Origin of the sequence: Marinobacter sp. SS8-8, from assembly GCF_030540945.1 — a bacterium.
In the GTDB taxonomy this organism is placed as follows: Bacteria; Pseudomonadota; Gammaproteobacteria; order Pseudomonadales; family Oleiphilaceae; genus Marinobacter.
Map to the genome: position 1 here is coordinate 1 of NZ_JASSVN010000014.1, position 17,580 is coordinate 17,580.

The 17,580-nt window shown below is 58.2% G+C and carries 15 protein-coding genes and 1 CRISPR repeat array; all 15 genes read right to left on the bottom strand.

The window, feature by feature from the left end; translation table 11 throughout:
• The first annotated feature begins 150 nt into the window (after positions 1–150).
• A CRISPR array of direct repeats spans positions 151–2,863; the repeat unit is 29 nt; unit sequence CGGTTCATCCCCGCGAGCGCGGGGAACGG.
• Between the two features lie 110 nt (positions 2,864–2,973).
• The 15 genes from cas2e to QPL96_RS13950 all read right to left on the bottom strand — a co-directional run bounded on the left by cas2e (position 2,974) and on the right by QPL96_RS13950 (position 17,437).
• Positions 2,974–3,267, bottom strand: coding sequence for a type I-E CRISPR-associated endoribonuclease Cas2e (cas2e, locus tag QPL96_RS13880; RefSeq protein WP_303287914.1), 294 nt, complete (start codon positions 3,265–3,267; stop codon positions 2,974–2,976).
• A gap of 1 nt (position 3,268) precedes the next feature.
• A complete protein-coding gene (gene cas1e, locus QPL96_RS13885) occupies positions 3,269–4,189 on the bottom strand; it encodes a type I-E CRISPR-associated endonuclease Cas1e (RefSeq protein ID WP_303287915.1) in 921 nt (306 codons plus the stop codon).
• Positions 4,190–4,197: 8 nt separating this feature from the next.
• Entirely contained in the window at positions 4,198–4,893 is a 696-nt protein-coding gene (gene cas6e, locus QPL96_RS13890) for a type I-E CRISPR-associated protein Cas6/Cse3/CasE (RefSeq protein WP_303287916.1), read from the bottom strand.
• Complete coding sequence (gene cas5e, locus QPL96_RS13895; protein ID WP_303287917.1) at positions 4,890–5,612, bottom strand: type I-E CRISPR-associated protein Cas5/CasD; 723 nt, start codon at positions 5,610–5,612, stop codon at positions 4,890–4,892. The genes cas6e and cas5e overlap by 4 nt, the downstream gene beginning before the upstream one ends.
• Positions 5,613–5,625: 13 nt before the next feature.
• Positions 5,626–6,663 (bottom strand): type I-E CRISPR-associated protein Cas7/Cse4/CasC, encoded by a 1,038-nt coding sequence (cas7e, locus tag QPL96_RS13900; protein WP_303287918.1) that lies wholly within the window; start codon positions 6,661–6,663, stop codon positions 5,626–5,628.
• A 27-nt stretch (positions 6,664–6,690) separates the two neighbouring features.
• Positions 6,691–7,299, bottom strand: a complete 609-nt coding sequence (gene casB / locus QPL96_RS13905; RefSeq protein WP_303287919.1) for a type I-E CRISPR-associated protein Cse2/CasB — start codon at positions 7,297–7,299, stop codon at positions 6,691–6,693.
• A 12-nt stretch (positions 7,300–7,311) separates the two neighbouring features.
• Complete coding sequence (gene casA, locus QPL96_RS13910) at positions 7,312–9,033, bottom strand: type I-E CRISPR-associated protein Cse1/CasA (RefSeq protein ID WP_368388919.1); 1,722 nt, start codon at positions 9,031–9,033, stop codon at positions 7,312–7,314.
• Positions 8,957–11,689, bottom strand: a complete 2,733-nt coding sequence (gene cas3 / locus QPL96_RS13915) for a CRISPR-associated helicase Cas3' (RefSeq protein ID WP_303287921.1) — start codon at positions 11,687–11,689, stop codon at positions 8,957–8,959. The genes casA and cas3 overlap by 77 nt, the downstream gene beginning before the upstream one ends.
• 90 nt (positions 11,690–11,779) lie before the next feature.
• Positions 11,780–12,739: a YafY family protein gene (locus QPL96_RS13920; RefSeq protein WP_303287922.1), complete on the bottom strand. Its 960-nt coding sequence runs from the start codon at positions 12,737–12,739 to the stop codon at positions 11,780–11,782.
• An 88-nt stretch (positions 12,740–12,827) separates the two neighbouring features.
• A complete protein-coding gene (locus tag QPL96_RS13925; RefSeq protein WP_303287923.1) occupies positions 12,828–13,253 on the bottom strand; it encodes a secondary thiamine-phosphate synthase enzyme YjbQ in 426 nt (141 codons plus the stop codon).
• A gap of 14 nt (positions 13,254–13,267) precedes the next feature.
• A complete protein-coding gene (locus QPL96_RS13930; protein WP_303287924.1) occupies positions 13,268–14,332 on the bottom strand; it encodes a succinylglutamate desuccinylase/aspartoacylase family protein in 1,065 nt (354 codons plus the stop codon).
• Positions 14,333–14,335: 3 nt separating this feature from the next.
• Positions 14,336–15,241: a 30S ribosomal protein S6--L-glutamate ligase gene (gene rimK, locus QPL96_RS13935; RefSeq protein ID WP_303287925.1), complete on the bottom strand. Its 906-nt coding sequence runs from the start codon at positions 15,239–15,241 to the stop codon at positions 14,336–14,338.
• Positions 15,238–15,735 (bottom strand): ATP-dependent zinc protease, encoded by a 498-nt coding sequence (locus QPL96_RS13940; RefSeq protein WP_303287926.1) that lies wholly within the window; start codon positions 15,733–15,735, stop codon positions 15,238–15,240. Before QPL96_RS13940 ends, rimK begins: the two co-directional genes overlap by 4 nt.
• A complete protein-coding gene (locus QPL96_RS13945) occupies positions 15,716–16,603 on the bottom strand; it encodes a mechanosensitive ion channel family protein (RefSeq protein WP_303287927.1) in 888 nt (295 codons plus the stop codon). The genes QPL96_RS13940 and QPL96_RS13945 overlap by 20 nt, the downstream gene beginning before the upstream one ends.
• Positions 16,604–16,627: 24 nt before the next feature.
• A complete protein-coding gene (locus tag QPL96_RS13950) occupies positions 16,628–17,437 on the bottom strand; it encodes a hypothetical protein (protein WP_303287928.1) in 810 nt (269 codons plus the stop codon).
• Between the last annotated feature and the right edge of the window lie 143 nt (positions 17,438–17,580).

Sequence of the window (17,580 nt, forward strand, 5' to 3'; positions counted from 1 at the left end):
AAAGGGTGACGCAGGCCTGCAAACTGCGATGCAGTCGGCATAAAGTCGGCGAAAATAGACAAATTGACTCACCTGGCTGGGTGGGTCACCTTGAAAACACGCCGTTTATGGACGGAAACTAACTAGCACGGCCTGCATCAGCGCCTTGAGCGGTTCATCCCCGCGAGCGCGGGGAACGGGCCCCCTTGCCCACCAGCCCCGCTGCCTGAGCCGGTTCATCCCCGCGAGCGCGGGGAACGGTTTTTGTGCCAGCCGGACCGCCTTTAACACTACGGTTCATCCCCGCGAGCGCGGGGAACGGTACGACCAGCGTAGCCGGGGCCGGGCCGATGCCGGTTCATCCCCGCGAGCGCGGGGAACGGCGATACGTACAGGTTGAAGCGCGCGGCTATGACGGTTCATCCCCGCGAGCGCGGGGAACGGTCGAACGTGGCTGATAAAGCCGTCCAGGTTTTCGGTTCATCCCCGCGAGCGCGGGGAACGGGTTTCTTTGCATGTTTGCCACGTGGTTTAATCCGGTTCATCCCCGCGAGCGCGGGGAACGGCATGGACTCGTCAACCAGCTTGCCCGGGTTTTCGGTTCATCCCCGCGAGCGCGGGGAACGGAGGAAGTCGAGGGCTTCCGCGTCCCACTGCGTCGGTTCATCCCCGCGAGCGCGGGGAACGGAGGAAGTCGAGGGCTTCCGCGTCCCACTGCGTCGGTTCATCCCCGCGAGCGCGGGGAACGGGCAATCGTGGAATAATTGCTGCCCTGGTCCAGCGGTTCATCCCCGCGAGCGCGGGGAACGGTACGTCACCGAGCGAACCGCCGAAATGGCGCACGGTTCATCCCCGCGAGCGCGGGGAACGGAGCTCCAACGAATCCACGATAAAAAACGCCTTCGGTTCATCCCCGCGAGCGCGGGGAACGGCCAGACTGGTGGCGTGACATCCCCACGGTTAACGGTTCATCCCCGCGAGCGCGGGGAACGGACGGTCTGTTCCGGGCTCGTGCGCTGGCACTTCGGTTCATCCCCGCGAGCGCGGGGAACGGGCGCTGTGATGCAACAGGCTGACCTCTATGCTCGGTTCATCCCCGCGAGCGCGGGGAACGGCTGCTGAACGATTCCGGCATCGATATTCAGGGCGGTTCATCCCCGCGAGCGCGGGGAACGGACTGGCCTCCGCCTTCTTGCGCTTGTAGATCTCGGTTCATCCCCGCGAGCGCGGGGAACGGTTCCAAACGCCGAGGGATGTTCAACCTGGACTCGGTTCATCCCCGCGAGCGCGGGGAACGGGTTTTGTAGCCATAGTTGTTGCAACGTGACAACGGTTCATCCCCGCGAGCGCGGGGAACGGGGACAGCGATACTCAGGTTACGCTTTCGGCGCCGGTTCATCCCCGCGAGCGCGGGGAACGGATTCAATATTATGTGTCTAAGACCGATGGTTCCGGTTCATCCCCGCGAGCGCGGGGAACGGAATCAGGCGGTTGGTCATTTGCCGCTTGTCGTCGGTTCATCCCCGCGAGCGCGGGGAACGGGTTGCGCTGCGCTTCGTTCACAAGGTCAAGAACGGTTCATCCCCGCGAGCGCGGGGAACGGCAAGTAAAGCCCGCCACCAGTGCAGAGCCTCACGGTTCATCCCCGCGAGCGCGGGGAACGGCACCGTCTGCCGGTACTCCACCATGGGCAGCCCGGTTCATCCCCGCGAGCGCGGGGAACGGCTCTTTAGCTAGCCAGCGGTGTCCAAAAAACTCGGTTCATCCCCGCGAGCGCGGGGAACGGTCGTATAGGGCCACCTCGCCCTCGGCCAGGTCCGGTTCATCCCCGCGAGCGCGGGGAACGGCCGCTGGGTGTCCACGGTGGTGGCCGGGTACGCGGTTCATCCCCGCGAGCGCGGGGAACGGCGCCAGGCGTCCGCATCCACCGGCGACGTGACCGGTTCATCCCCGCGAGCGCGGGGAACGGAGGTAGCCGGTCACCACCAGCTCGTCGCCCACCGGTTCATCCCCGCGAGCGCGGGGAACGGGGACCCGTGGCCACGGTGATGCTGCCAGCGGCCGGTTCATCCCCGCGAGCGCGGGGAACGGAGCAGCCCGGCCGGGCTGAACGCCAGCAGCTGCGGTTCATCCCCGCGAGCGCGGGGAACGGTTCTCGATCTCCTCCGGGGTCAGGATGGCGCCCGGTTCATCCCCGCGAGCGCGGGGAACGGGTCCCGCGGATTCATGTCCTCGAGCACCCGGGCGGTTCATCCCCGCGAGCGCGGGGAACGGAAAAACAAACTGTCTGACTTGAACGACCACCTCGGTTCATCCCCGCGAGCGCGGGGAACGGTCCTCCAGGAAGGCGCGGCCGGTGGTCTTCACCGGTTCATCCCCGCGAGCGCGGGGAACGGGAGGGCACGTCTTGGGTCTGGGCGTTGGGGTTCGGTTCATCCCCGCGAGCGCGGGGAACGGGCATCCAGGGCGGCGATCAGGGCGTCCCGCTGCGGTTCATCCCCGCGAGCGCGGGGAACGGTGACCGGAGATCATCGGCAGCGCGACGCGCGCCGGTTCATCCCCGCGAGCGCGGGGAACGGTTCTTCATGTTGGGAGTCGCGCTGTGCGTCTACGGTTCATCCCCGCGAGCGCGGGGAACGGCGTCCGTCAGCTGTTCCAGGGCCGTCTTAAACCGGTTCATCCCCGCGAGCGCGGGGAACGGCAGTATGGCGTAAAGCAGGTAACCCACCAGCACGGTTCATCCCCGCGAGCGCGGGGAACGGGATTCTGGTAGGCTCAAACGTTGTTATTGTGGCGGTTCATCCCCGCGAGCGCGGGGAACGGGGCAGCGCTTCCGGCTCCGGTTCGTTTTCGATCGGTTCATCCCCGCGAGCGCGGGGAACGGTCTAATCGTACACCATTGTTTATGAAGACAAAAATAATACCGGCGCATTCCACCGGCACTATTTAGCCCTTAAACGTATATTGAATTTTTAAAGATCCAAAGAAATTCAACTAGTTATCGGATGCAGGTAAAAAACGCACCAATCGAAGACCATCATGGTTGATCGGTACACGGCGGTTTCCCCCGAAGGTCTGGAACTCAAATCCAGATTCGTGGTTGCTGGCCCAGGCCATTGCTACGTTACCCTCCTCAGCCAACTGCCCTACTTGCTCCCAAATCATTTCTCGAATGCGCCTGCTGACATCACCAACGTAAACTCCAGCTCGAACTTCCAGAAGCCAAACGGCAAGACGCCCCCTGAGTCTCGGCGGAACATTTTCAGTAACTACAACCAACATGGCCATACTATTGGCTCCGGTGGCCGGAATCACCGATGGACTCGGGTTCCGGAATTGCCGGTGGCTGACTATCAGGTGGGGGTTCCGGTGGTTCAATACCACCAGCCTGAAGAACATCTTCGATCAATGGAATCAAGCGCTTTAATAAGCGTGTTTGGCGAAATGCATCCCGGCAGGCTATGCGAACCTGCTGGTCAGGCTTGGCGGGAGATGTGGATGCTACTTTGAATGCAGCCGGCACCACCGTTTCAAACTTAACCAGGTCGGCGATGTCGTAAACAAAACTCTTCGGCTTTCCAGAATGAAGAAAGCCAATCGCTGGTGCGTAGCCGGCAGCGAGTATCGCTGCTTCCGTAACTCCATACAGGCAAGCGGTCGCAGCTGACAAGCATTTGTTAACCGGATCTGAGCTGTTCCAGTTACTGGGATCATACCGGCGCCCATCCCACTTGACCCCATACTGTTTTGCAAGAGCTTGATACAGCTTCCTCACTCTGGCGCCTTCAATCCCCCTCAACTGGTTGACAGAGCGCCTCAGCGGCGCTTCTTCTCCAAAACGGATTTCAAACATGCGACGAACCACTTTCAGTCGCAATGAATCATCCAGTGCAAGTTGGGCCTGGTAGAGCAGCCGGTCAGAACGAGCTCCGCCGGGCTGCCCGGCGGAGTATAGGCGCACGCCTGCCTCTCCAACCCAGATCATCAGGGTGCCCACCGTTGATGCAAGTTTTACGGCTGCATGAGAGACCCGTGTGCCAGGTTCCAGTAATAGACACGCGACAGATCCCACCGGGATATGCATACGTTCTCCGTTGACTTCGTCCACGACAACAAAGGCACCGTCTCGGACATCTATCTGCCCGCGCCCAACGAAGATCATCGACACGCGATCCTTCATCGGGATGGGCTTTAAGGGAACAAACGTCATGCAACCCCCTATGCCCGTCGAACCATCATCAAACCACAGCCAAATGCCTTGCTTCTTCCCAAGCCACGACACAACATGTCTTTGAACCGTTCAGGGTGGGTAACCGTTAAAACTCCTTCATAATCAATTGAGGAAAAGCGGATTTCCGTGCCCTTTCGCCTGATCGCATGCTGCCTATAGCCAGTCAGTTGGGGAGCGCTCACCATGTTGAAGCCCGACTTTTCAGACTGATTGTTCAGCCACGTGATCGCCGCGTCGACCATGTGGCTCTGAACCTCACTCCGGTCGTTAACACCATGGTGCTTACACCAGGACTTGGCATCCATCAACACATCATGACGAGCCGACCTGCCAGATTCGGTTTTTCTCGAAATGGTTGGATTTGCTCTCAAGCGAAACGTAAGCTGGTCACCGGTTGCCAGTGCCGGCGAAAATGGTTTGGTTTCCAGTTCCAACAGCCCGGGAACTGCTGTTGGCACTTGCTCGGAGAGGACATAGAACAGAGGCAACCCTCTGGGGTTATGATCGGGGCTGAGCTGATCCTGTTCGGTTTCCTGGCGGAATAAAAAAGAGCGCTCGGTGGCATCACCAAACAAACGCCACAGGAGTTGATGGTTGGCGTAAGCGTCACCGCTAAGCAGCGACACCAGGCATTTTCGATCCAGGCCTTCGGTCGTGACCCGCACGCGCGAAAGATACATCATGCAGTCTCCTTTACGCGAGCGTGATGCTCTTGCCGTCCCTTGAATTGCCAACGCTGGCGGCTTACCACATCATCTTCGGGGTATTGGGTATCCTGAGGTTGCAAATCCCCGGCACTGCCTTCCCAGTAATAGTCCACGGTCTCGCCCAGGGCGAGCCATCGCTGTTGCTGTTCGTGCAACAGTGGCACATCACCACTGAGTGCCTGCTGAATGCCGCTACTTTGAACGATCTTTGGCGAGAGCGGTGCCGCTAAAGGGCAGGATTTCCGTCCGAGGTACAACGTGAACGTCGGTTGTCGCAACGCGGCCTCAAGTTCCTGGAGCGTCCAGTCGCTGTTTTTCGTAGTGGTCACGCCCACGCGCCATAGGCCATCGCAACGATATTCACGCCGGGAAATGATGGTATTCAACCGGTCACTGGAGAATGCCATTTCATCCTTTCGGGTGGCGTACCGCGCCTTGCGGTCGCGCTTCGGGACTTGGACTGTGTGAAAGTCCCGAATCACGCGACCCGCGGAAAGCTGTTTTACGGCGAACTGAACCGAACTTGCCAGTGCCTGCTGGCCTGCTGCGTTGTCCCGCTCTATGCCCAACGCAGCCGCCAGCAAACCCAACAGCGCGGAACGCCCTGGATGGTCTGAACTAGGACGGGATTCACCGACAGCGGGTGTGCCCCAACTGGCCAATGGCCCATAGAGCTGGAATGTCAGAATCTCCATACCTGACCCCTTCTTATTCGCTTCTCAGGAATTGCAGCAGTTCGCCAAATGAACCTTCTCCGGCTAGCACATTCAGGGTGTAGCGGGTGTCGGCACAGGCTCCGTAAGCACTGTCGAAGCGTTCAACCTGGCTGTCGATGGCGCTGATGGCCTCCCGCTCCTGATCGCTACCCTCTACCGGTTTCAGAAAAGCGACGGACAGTGACCGTGGTTGCTGTGTACCTTTTTCCGCAAGCACATAGCTGGCGTACGCCCGGGAACCGAAACTGTTTTGCTTGCCAGTCGGTGCAACCTTTACGGCCGCTTCCGCCAGTGCGGCAATGGCCCTATCCGCCAATTTGCCGTTACCCGAAAGGTTCGCAACCAACTGATCCCGATTGATGCAGATGTAGCTGTAGAACAACCCGGCAGCAAAGCCGGTTTCACCGATGTGGGCTGCACCTCGGTCCTCATCACCGTTATTGAGGTCATCAACGGCGGTGAAATAGTCATCCTCGATTACTACCGGGTGAACCGTAATGGCGTGGGCAACCTGGCAGGCCGCTTCAACATTGAAGGCAGGGTCAGCGGCCAGCATTCGGCCAAACAGTGCCACATCCACAGCAGTCGGATTTTTTCTCAGCAGCGCCAGCTCGTCCTCTTGCGGGGCGCGGCTTTGTTCAATCAGTGAGGCAACCAGATCATCCACGGCCGATTTTTCTTCCGGGCCAATGTGAGCCAGTTGCTCGATCTCTTCACTGTCTTTCTTCAATGCGCCAAAGACGTCAGCGATGTCACGCGCCCATTGTCGGGCATCCTTTTCCTTGATTCCGGCTGCCTCCAGCCTCTCACGAATGGTTACACCCAGGCGTTTGGTTCGGATGCCCACATGGCCTGCCGCCGCTTCCTGGAACAGGTCAGAGGTGCGCCAGTGACGCTTCAGGCTCTGGGAGGAAACACGCAGGCGTTCAGCGCCCCCCATTCTCGCGGTCTTTGGCCTGCCGAGATCATCACGATTCAGGTTGGCCGGTGGATAGGAGGTCAGCATGTGCAATTGAATAAAGGTGGTCATCGTCATTTCTCCTGACGTCATTCTTGGTTATTTCTGGTACTCAGCGAGTGCCGTGAAATAGTCGGTAGCCCAACGCACCGCCAGCCTTTGATTGGCGGCGCTACTGGCCTCGCCTTGATGTTCTTTGGCCCAATGGAGAATGCCATCGGCCAGCGAGGTAACGTGTGCGGCGCCACCCAGTAAGGCGATGGATCTCCGGCAACGGCGAAGGAAGGAATCCACGCCATCGCTTTTCTGCAATTGGGCGAATCGCAATTCACTGGCGTGGGGCTTGCCGGTCTTTTCTTTCTGGCTTCCCAGTGCGGCGGCAAAAGACATGGAGGCATTGTGCTGTCGCACATCGGCCAGTGCCCCGGCCACCATGCCCCAGGCCAACATGCTGGCCTGGTTCCCCTGTGCTTGCTCATCCAGCGAGAACCAGAGATTTCGGAAACCTTCGGTCAGCAGTACATCGTCAACCGTGTGGCACCGGCGTAGCTCCGCTCTTTGGGCCGGAGGAAGCGAAGGCGGAGCCCATTCCCCGCCAAGCTGCTTCAGCAGTGAGGGCTGGCCGTGCAGCCTGCCCCACCACATTAATACGCGGCGCCTTTGCGCCTCATCACGTAATATCTGGTAATGGATTTTTTTTGAGGTCATGGCCGCTCCTTGTTAATCAATGGCTGGCTGCACTTGATCAGGCTCGTTGCCTGCGGATGATTGATCATCCATCCCGGTCTGCCTACGGAAGTTCCTGGCGGTTTTGTTTTTACTGAACCACCCATGAAAGCCATTCCGGGCCTTGGTAATGCGCTTCATATTGAGAGCTTCAGGGGGGCCACTCAGGGTGAGCTCATCGAAGATAGCACTGGCCTGATGACGTACGTCCAGGTACCACTGTTTCGCAATGTCGGCGGGAAGGCGTCGGATATCCTCTGCCAATAAACGGCTGCCCAGTTGTGCGAGCAAGTCGTAGAACGGCTGCTCGGTTTGCTCCCAGAACCGGGAATCGATGTACTCCAGGTCGCCTTTAGCTTCGGATGGGCGCTTGAACCATGCCTCTTTAGTGCTGCGGCGAAGCTGCCAGCAAACCTCCTTTGCATAAGTCACCATGGTTCTGAGCCAGTTCTGCAAACGCTCTTGATGACGGTTGGGCAAGGCGAGAAACGGCAGTTGGGTGCCGACCCAACCACGGGGCTTCATTTTGTCCATGTCGTAACCGAAAGACCACAACCGGGCTACCCTGGGTAGTTCAACACCCTCCGCCTCACATTCATCCGCTTTTCTGGGATAGTCCAGCACATTCAAGGCAGGCAGGCTTCCCTCACCTTGCGCATCCTCCAGCACCAGACTTTCCCAGTGCCGGTACCCAATACCTCCGGGCTGCCCCTTGATTGACAATGGAGTCTGCTGGGGCTGCTTCGAGTCACGCCGGTACGGTGTTAATGGGTGTCGCCATGGGCCATCGTAGTTATTGCCATAATTTCGGGTTCGAATGTGGCGAACGCTTAGTGAGCTTACTTGCCCGCACAGATCGCAGCAGGCCTCTCTGTGTTCAAATTCCAACCGGAACCGTCTTGGCATTGCCCAAAACACGTGTAAGGGATGGACCTGGCTCGGCAATGTGGCCTGGCCTTTTTCGCTGGTGCGGGTGGGCGCCATCCACGGGAAAACGTCGGGGTCAGGCCCTGTCACCCCTGAGCCACCAACCGAGTCGCTTTCCAAAACGTTGATCCACAGTTTCTGCCAGAGCGAACTGGACTCGCCGGAAGGCAATAACAATGTGGTCAGTGGGCCACCTCCACGAAGGCCGGTTCTATAACCCTTGCCGCCGGAGGGCGCGTTAATCTGCATGGTGAACAGCGCCATTGCGGCACAGTTTGGGCAAGCGGCGACTATTCGCCCCTCTTTCACAAAGTGGTCGGTGTTGTTCTTGATGGCCGATGCCCCCGGTGAATCAATCAGAAGTCCCGCAATGGGTGTTCGTGACCCACTCTCCAAGCTATCGAAATCCTGCATGAAACTCGCGCCCGGACCGTCCAACTCAAAGCATGGTGAAAAAGGGGCTAAAGCATCCGAAACCTGTTGCTCTGTTGGTGGGTTCTCGTAGTGCTCCATCCACTGATCAATATTGGATGGCGCAAAGGCGGTCTGAAATAAGCCAATCAAAAACTGGTATGCCGCACCTTGAAAGTCAGCCCGGGGCAGCGCAAGATCAATCACATCTGGTGAGACCACGCTCGTGACGGGCAGGTACTCAACTTTACCGCCCACTTTCTCAAACGGTAACCAAGGAGCTGTTAGCAGATTCATACGTTTACTCTCTCCTGGATTCTCTGCGGTGGTTGGCACGGCATAACCCCATCTGTGAACTGTAGTGGTAATCGCCCTCATCAAATGGACCGAGCCACAACCTTGAAAAGCGAAGGCCAGGCTGGCTCTCGAAGAGCTCATCCTGGAGCGCTGCCAGGGCCTCCGGGAATTCTGGCAGCTTGTCGGCGAGGGACTGGCGGATACTGATCTGGCTCATTTCCCATGGGTGGGAACCGTTTTCCAGTGGTACCAACCGTTCCCCCGCTTCATCAAGTTGCACTAAAGTGACTTTAACGCTTGGCTCGTCTGTGAGACGGGTGCCTATATCCACTTCCCCCTGCCAGCCGCTTTTTGCGCTCGCGGTCACATAGCCTTTGTCCAGGTCCAGCCGGTTAAACTGCCCCATGGCGGCCTGGCTCTGCCGCTCGCCTTCATGTTCGAAATAACTGTCCTTCAGAGCTTCGGGAATTGTGATGTCAGCGTCCGGTCCGTAAACCGACTCAATCAGCCATCGCGCCCGGTCGGGCATCCGAATCGACTGCTCCTCCAGCAAAGCCCGCAAAGTCAACCAGAGCTGGCCGTGATTGACATAGACCGACGCCGTTCCGGGCAAGAAACTTTGAATCCAATCTTTATCGGGAGTTGCTGTAAAAGTGGGCGCAAGTACTCGAAGCACCGGAGGTGGCCGACGGTCCGAGCCATCACCATCCGTCATCGGATTGCCGCTGGGATCTCGCCGGTGCCGATGCAGGCGTCCCGCGCGCTGGATCAGAAGGTCCATCGGCGCCAGGTCAGTCACCATGACATCCAGGCAGATATCCAGTGATTGTTCCAACACCTGGGTGCCGATGAGTATTCTCCCGGCCCTGTCCGAAGCGTTGGACTCTTTGCCAAACCATTCGAGAGCCTGGCTCTCAATGCGTTGGCGGTCAGCCATCGTAAATCGACTGTGGAACAGCAATACGCTCTCCGGGTCGTCCACCTGCCCCCTGATCCATTCATAGGCTTGAATGGCATCATCCACTGTGTTGCGAATCCAGCAACTGCACTGGCCACCGCTTGCCGCAGCCAGCAATATCTCAGCAGCCTGTGACTGGCCGGATATGTGTTCAATCGCGAGTTCCCTGGCCACACTTGGCCGGGTAGCCAGCCTTTCTTCGTGAAGAGTGTGGCCATTGACGACGGACGCAAGTGGAAAGGCTGCATCAAAAGTGAGGTCGCTGCCTTGCTGGCCAAGACCTCGCCGCCAGGCTCTGACAAGTTTCTCCCGCATGTCCATTGGCAGCGTCGCGGTCAAAAGGACGGCAAACCCTCCTTGCTGCGCATGAAGCTCCAATACCGCGCAAAGCAGCGTTAGCATATAGTCATCGCATGCGTGTATCTCATCGACGATCAAGACCTTGTTCGCCATGCCGACAATGCGCAGCGATTGATGCCGGAACGGCAGTACGCCCATAAGCACCTGGTCAATCGTTCCCACACCAACATCCGCCAACAGCGCTCTCTTGCGGGAATCCGCGAACCACTGGTTGCACACGGCTGAGGCACTGCGCTCCTCGGGGCGGTAGTCCAGGTCTTTTGGCTGGCCGGGAATAATGGAGTCCTGAAACACCTTGTGTAGTCGCTGCGCACCATGGGCCAATACAAGGCCGGGCGTTTCACCCTCTCGATACCATCGCTGATAATAGTCGGCAATACGGGCATACATGGCGTTTGACGTTGCCATGGTGGGTAGCCCGAAATACAGCCCCTCCGCGTAGCCTTTGGCTAACAGCCGATGTGCAAGCGTAACGGCTGCTTCGGTCTTACCTGCCCCGGTAACATCCTCCAGAATGAATAGCTGTGGCGTCGCCGAAACATCAACCGTTTCAGCCCAGTGTTGCAGGGGTGTCGGGCTGAACCCAAAGAACGGCTTAACGCCGGGAAACGTTGTTGCCTGCCTGGGCCTGTTGAAACCCAGGCGTTCAACCTGATGACGCGCACGGGGTAAGGCAAAGTCATGCCAATAATCTTCCAACGGCATGGGCTCGGTGACATAAGAGAAGACCGACTGATCGGACCCAAGCCAGTCAGCCAGAACGGCTAACCCAGCAAATTGCCACGTTGCTTTTTTGAGCGTCTGATGCCAAAACTCATTATCCATATCGGACAGGGGCCATTCTGGCTTTATGAGCTTCGCTGCCTCCATCGCAAAGTTGCAGGCGGCTTGCTCGTCTTCCGGCAGGAAATAGTTCTCGGCAAGGTCCCTTCCCGTATTCACCGGCTGCCCATGATGGCCAAAGGTCGTTTCCAGCATGGTTTCCATTGACCTGCGGGCGAAGCGTCGCGGGGCGTTCGGTTCTAGCCAGCCGCAGGCCTCTACGGTATTCTCCCGGAACACCGGGCTACGCTTCCATAGCAACATGCCCAGGGCAGCATGCCCGCCAGGAACATCGTAGCTAAAACCAGGGTCCGGCTTTTTCAAAAACTCCAGTTCAGGAAGAGCCAATGCCTGGAAGGATTGAGAAAACTTCCCAAGATCATGAATCGCAAGCAGGAACGTGAAAATACTCTGTAGCTCAGGCCCTGATAGGCCCAGTGCCCGTGAGATCGCCTTTCCCTTTGATGACGCCGTATCAGTCAAGTAGAATCCTACAGCTGCCACGTCCAGTGAGTGGTATGCCAGCAAATGGCATGGGGCACCGGCTTTTCCTTGGGCTGGCTTGGCTTTACCCCAATAACGAAGGTAGTCCTGCATTTCTTATCCTTTATCCAGACATCATCAAGATTGGTCGACTAAAACACTATCACCGCGGATGCCCCACAAACTGCACCACTGAATAAATTATCAGTACATCCCCGCCATTTTCCGTATCCTCAAAACCACTTCCGCCCTGAGTTCCGGCGGTCCGAGCACTTCCACATCCGCCCCGTACCGCAACACCTCCATGACCAGCTCCCGCTCATCGGAGTAGGGCACTTTCAGGTGATAGCCGCCGTCTCTGTGTTCTCCTATCTGGTCCGGATGCCAGATTTCATCCGCCACCCACTCCGCCGCATGGCTGGAGAACCTGAGGTGCGCGGTGCCCTTTGGGCCGCCACCGAAAATGCCGAAGCTGGCGTAGGCAAACCCGTCTAGTTCTGCAATGGTTCTTTGTGCAGATGGTGTGCCTTGCACCCGGGGTTCGGAAATCCGGTCCAGGGAAAACAGGCGAAGGGCACCGGCGGTACGACACACTGCCAGCAGATACCAGTTTGAGCGATAGTGCAGTAACCTCTGGGGATCGGTCTGGCGGTGTGTGCTACCAGTACCGCTGCGAGCGCTGTAGGAGAAGGTCAGCCGTTTACCCGCCAGTGTTGCCTCGGCAACCGGGTCGAAGATTTGATGCGCGGCCGTGCGGGCCTGGATGGGCTGGATGTGGATGCGCTCGCTGATGCGTTCGGCGTCGTGCCCCGATTCGCCCAGCAGGTGACGAATCTTGTCTTTCAGTGGCGCCAGCCGGCTGGTAATCATCCCGGGTTGCACGTTCTCCAGTAACTGCTCACATGCCAGCAGCGCATACAATTCCGTCGGGGTCATCCAGAACCCGGGCAGTTCGAACTCGGATGAGTCGGGCGCGTATTGATGGCCGTTATGTTGCCGGCAGTATTCAATTGGCGCGCCCAGTGAGTCTCTCAGAAATTCGAAATCCCGGGTGATGGTGTTCCGGCTGGCTTCAAGCGCATCCATAAATACACGCATCGGGACGGGATGGCGGGCATTCCGCAGTAAATCATGAATCCTGTAGATGCGGTCAAAGCGGCTCACAACGGCTCCATGCCAGATTTTATTCGCTTACTACCCACCTCCCAAGCTTAGAGTCTGTCGCGCAAAATGCCAGCTTTCGGGTTGCGAATCACCATCGCCCCTGCAGTGTCGCCACAATTCTGCGGCTATCAGCACGGTTACGGTGTTCACAGAGGTATATTCCCTGCCAAGTACCCAGGGCCAGCCGACCGTGGTTGACCGGCAGGGTCAGTGAAGGACCTATGAGGATACTTTTGATGTGGGCCGGCATGTCATCCGGGCCTTCCATAACGTGTTCATAGTGTGGTGCATTCTCTGGCACCATCACGTTGAAGTGGCGCTCCAGGTCACCCCGAACATCCGGATCAGCATTCTCATTAACCGCCAGGGACGCGGAGGTGTGCTGGATAAACAGGTGCAACAGCCCAACTTCACAGTTGGTGAGCTCCGGCGCCTGGGCAATGATTTCATTGGTTACCAGGTGAAACCCGCGAGGTAGCGGTGCCAGTTCAATAAAGGTCTGATCCCAGATCATAGCGAACCTCGTGATTATCTCTGCCGTTCGTCCCAGGGATGGACGGGAACCACATCGTCGCCCAGATCTCCCTCGTAGCTACTGCGAAAATAATCCATGGCCTTTTCCGCCTCACTGAGTTCATCGAACCGGGCGATGTGGTAGATGGCCTCGCCTTCATTCACCAGAGGCAGGTTATTGACACAGATAACGATGCCAGAGCAGGGCGAGAGCACGGCGGTTTCGGACTCTCCGAACGGGTCCGCCACCATGGCCAGTTTCTGGCCTTTGCGTACCTTCTGGCCCAGGCTTGCCACCGGGCGCATGATACCGTCTGTGTCCGTTCGCACCCATTGGGAGTTGGCCGCGGTTTCCGAGCGCTTTCTCGGCGCCTTCGGGCCCTTCTTGGCGGGAATCATTTCCAGTTCCCGCATCACCCGGATCACGCCCTTTACGCCGCTTGAAATCACCACATCGTCGAACCGTAGGGCTTCACCACCTTCGAAGGTGACCACCGGAATATCCTGGGAATCGGCGTAGGCACGGAGGCTACCGTCCCGCAAGCCGGCGTTGATTATGATCGGCGCGCCAAAGGCCTCCGCCATGCGGGTGGTCTCCGGGTTTTTCAGTTCCGCCCGGATCTGCGGCAGGTTGAACCGATGGATGGCACCGGTATGGAGATCAATGATGTGAGTAACCTTTTCCATGATCTGCGTGCGCAGCAAATACGCAATGCGACCGCCCAGGGAACCGGTTTCACTGCCGGGGAAACACCGGTTCAGGTCTCGCCGGTCCGGCAGGTAGCGGGTGCGTTGCACGAACCCGAAAATATTGACGATGGGCACCGCCACCAGGGTGCCCCGCAGATGTCGCAGGGCGGAATTGGTCAGCACGCGGCGAACAATCTCCACTCCGTTGATTTCGTCCCCGTGAATGGCGCCACACACCATCAGAACGGGCCCACCCCGGCGACCATGCACCACTTCCACCGGAATATGCAGCGGCGTGTGGGTGTAGAGTTTGGCCACCGGCACTTCAATGGTCTGCCGGGTGCCGGCCTTGATCTGGGTACCGGCAATATCAAAAGGCGCGCGGGCCATGTTCTAGCCTCTCCCCTTGGTCCGGGTTTTCCAGGGTTGCTGGTTCTTCTCGGTCCAGTTGATGATCATACCCGCGACATTTTTGCCTGTGGCATTCTCAATGCCTTCAAGGCCGGGGGATGAATTCACTTCCATCACCAATGGACCACGGCTGGAACGCAGCAAATCGACACCGGCTACATTCAGGCCCATGGACTTCGCCGCGGTAATGGCTGTCCGGCGCTCTTCCGGCGTTATCCGCACCAGAGAGGCACTGCCTCCCCGATGCAGGTTGGACCGGAACTCCCCCTCGGCGCCCTGTCGCTTCATGGCGGCTATTACCTTGTCGCCAATCACAAAACACCGGATATCGGCACCACCGGCTTCCTTGATGAACTCCTGCACCAGAATGTCAGCCTTCAGCCCCATAAAGGCTTCGATAACGCTTTCCGCCGCCTTCCGGGTTTCTGCCAGAACCACGCCAATGCCCTGGGTGCCCTGCAGCAGCTTGATGACCACCGGCGCGCCCCCCACCATTTTCAGGAGCTCCGGTACGTTGTCGGGTTTGTTGGCAAAACCGGTCACCGGCATCCCGACGCCCTTGCGGGCCAGTAACTGCAGCGAGCGCAACTTATCCCGGGAACGGGTGATGGCAACAGATTCGTTAACCGGAAATACCCCCATCATCTCGAACTGGCGCAATACCGCAGTCCCGTAGAAGGTAACCGATGCACCGATCCGGGGGACCACCACATCGAAATTCTCGAGCACTTCTTCGTGGTAGTGGATCTGTGGGTTGGCTGAGGTGATATTCATGGAACAGTGAAGGCAGTCGATGACCTTCACTTCATGGCCACGGTTAATGCCTTCCTCAACCAGACGACGGGTCGAGTAGAGGTGGCGGTTTCGCGACAATACTGCAATTTTCATTGTTCAGTCCTTGGGGCCGGCTCACCGGCAAGATAGGAGGCTTCGGGATAAATCTCTGAGCGCCCGGCCATGGCGGTCCGGCCCAGCAGCATCCGGAACCGCATGGAATCACGGTTGGTCAATGTCATTTCAATGGGCCAGCTCTGGTCGCCGACGACCAGCGTGGTTTCGATAACCAGGCGCATCTCCTTGTGCCCCCCCGAATCGGAGACGTTTCGTTCATCCAGAACTCTGGCATCACACTCCACAACATGGTGCAGATCGTTCTGTATCGGGTGCACCCAGAAGCGCACCCGCCGCTCACCGTTTTCGGTGTAGGGCTCGGTGCGGAATGTATGAAGGCAGGACGTTCGGGCACCGGTATCAATCTTCGCCTTGATCCGGCCGATGTCCAGATCCGGCAACGCCACCCATTCACGCCAGCCCAGGCTGATCTTGTTCCCCGCGGGTGTCGGGGCCACGGTTTTAATGACTTCAGCTGTCTTTGTCGGCATCCGGGAGATCCTTTTCAGTATTTTGTTCCGGCCCCAACAGCTGAACACGGAAGGGCTCCGAATGGCTACCCGCGTAAACGCTGGTATGGGGGAACGGAATTTCAATACCTTCACGGTCCAGCGCTTTCTTGATCGCCACCATCATGTCACTCCGGCCTTCGAGCACCTTTTCCTTTGGAACCCAGAAGGAAAACTGCAGATCCACGGAAGACGTACCAAACCCGGTCACGAGCGTGAAAGGCTTGGGCTCTTCCAGACACACGGGGTTTTTCTCCGCCAGATCCAGCAGCAACGATTCCACCCTCTCAACATCTTCAGCGTAGGCAATTCCCACGGTCAGGTCGAGCCGCCGGATCGGGAACCGGGAACGGTTAACCACCCGGGTCTTGATCAGGGTTTCGTTGGGAATACGCACGTACAGGTTGTCCCGGGTGCGCAACTTCACGCTGAGCATATCGATACCAATCACTTCGCCCAGGGTGGCATCCACTTCAATAAAGTCACCAATTTCAAAGGGCTTCTCAACCAGCAGAAACAGACCGCTGATCATGTTGGACGCAGAGGTCTGTGACGCAAAGCCGATAGCCACGGTGAGTATACCGGCGGCACCTAGCACCACATCCAGGGAGAAACCGGCTTCCCTCAGCGCCGCGATACTGAACACAACAACGATGACGTAAAACACCAGCCGTCGCACTATCACGGTATGGTGGCGGGAGGACCGCTGCGCCATGAACCTGGAAACGCTTCGGGCGGCCAGCGAGGCGAGAAAGAGCCCGAGCACCAATAAAAAGGCGGAACTGAGCCACTGGCCCCAGGCGATGTCGGTGAACACTTTCAAAATGCCTGTTTCAATTGCCTCTAGCAAAGTATCAACTCCGTCAGATCCGTTTTAACCAAACACTCGATCAAAAGCCCGCACCAGTCGGCCACGGGCCAGTTTTTCCCTGGCCTCCGCCACGGGCAGGCAGGTTCCCGCGGCGGCCAACACTGACTCATCAACATGCAGACTGGCGGAATTCATATCAGTCTCCACCTCCACCGTTACCCCGGGCGTCCAGAGCTGCCCACGCTCGTTCCGATACAGCGAAAGCAACGGGGTGGGCAGACTGAACCGTTCGAGCAGTAAAGGTTCGGGGCGCCGGTTGATCAGGGTAACCGGAGTCACCGTCCGCCAGGGTCGTTTGGGCACAGCTTCAAGCACCAGCCGCGCGAAACTCGTTGAGGAATAACAGAGCTCTCCCTCCATGGTGTTCTTCCCCACCCAGGTCAGGGAAGGAAGGGCAAGAGGGATTTCCGTTAACAGGGATTGATTTTCACCCACGCAAACCTTCATCCAGACAGGCGTTCCCACATAAATCGTGCAGCGCCCGCCCGCAGGAATCGTAAGGGGCTGGTAGGGGCGTATCACGGTAGGCCGGTTGGCGACGGCCGGAACAAACGTGACCGTCGACGACTGATCCTTCCGGATAAACCGTTGCACGGGGATCGTGGCTGCCGGCAGGGTGTGACCAATGGTTTCCATCCAACCGGCCAGATCGGCACCCGGCTCCAGCGCATCAGAACGGATCTGCCATTCCAGGTCCAGCAAGGTAACCCACAAACGAACGTGGCCCAACTGGTGATACTGGGTCTGCCCGGAGGCCAGAGAGTATGGCTGGGCCCAGACGCCGTCCCTACGGCCTTCGGTGCTATTCTCCATTCCCGGCACAACACTCCCTGAAACGCTGCAGCCTGAGGTGCACGCGAAATTATAGACTAAGGTGACTCAACTATAATCCAATCGGCCACCCCGGGCGAATATCCAAGTCAGTGATTTTATTGAAACACCGGATTGTAATTACC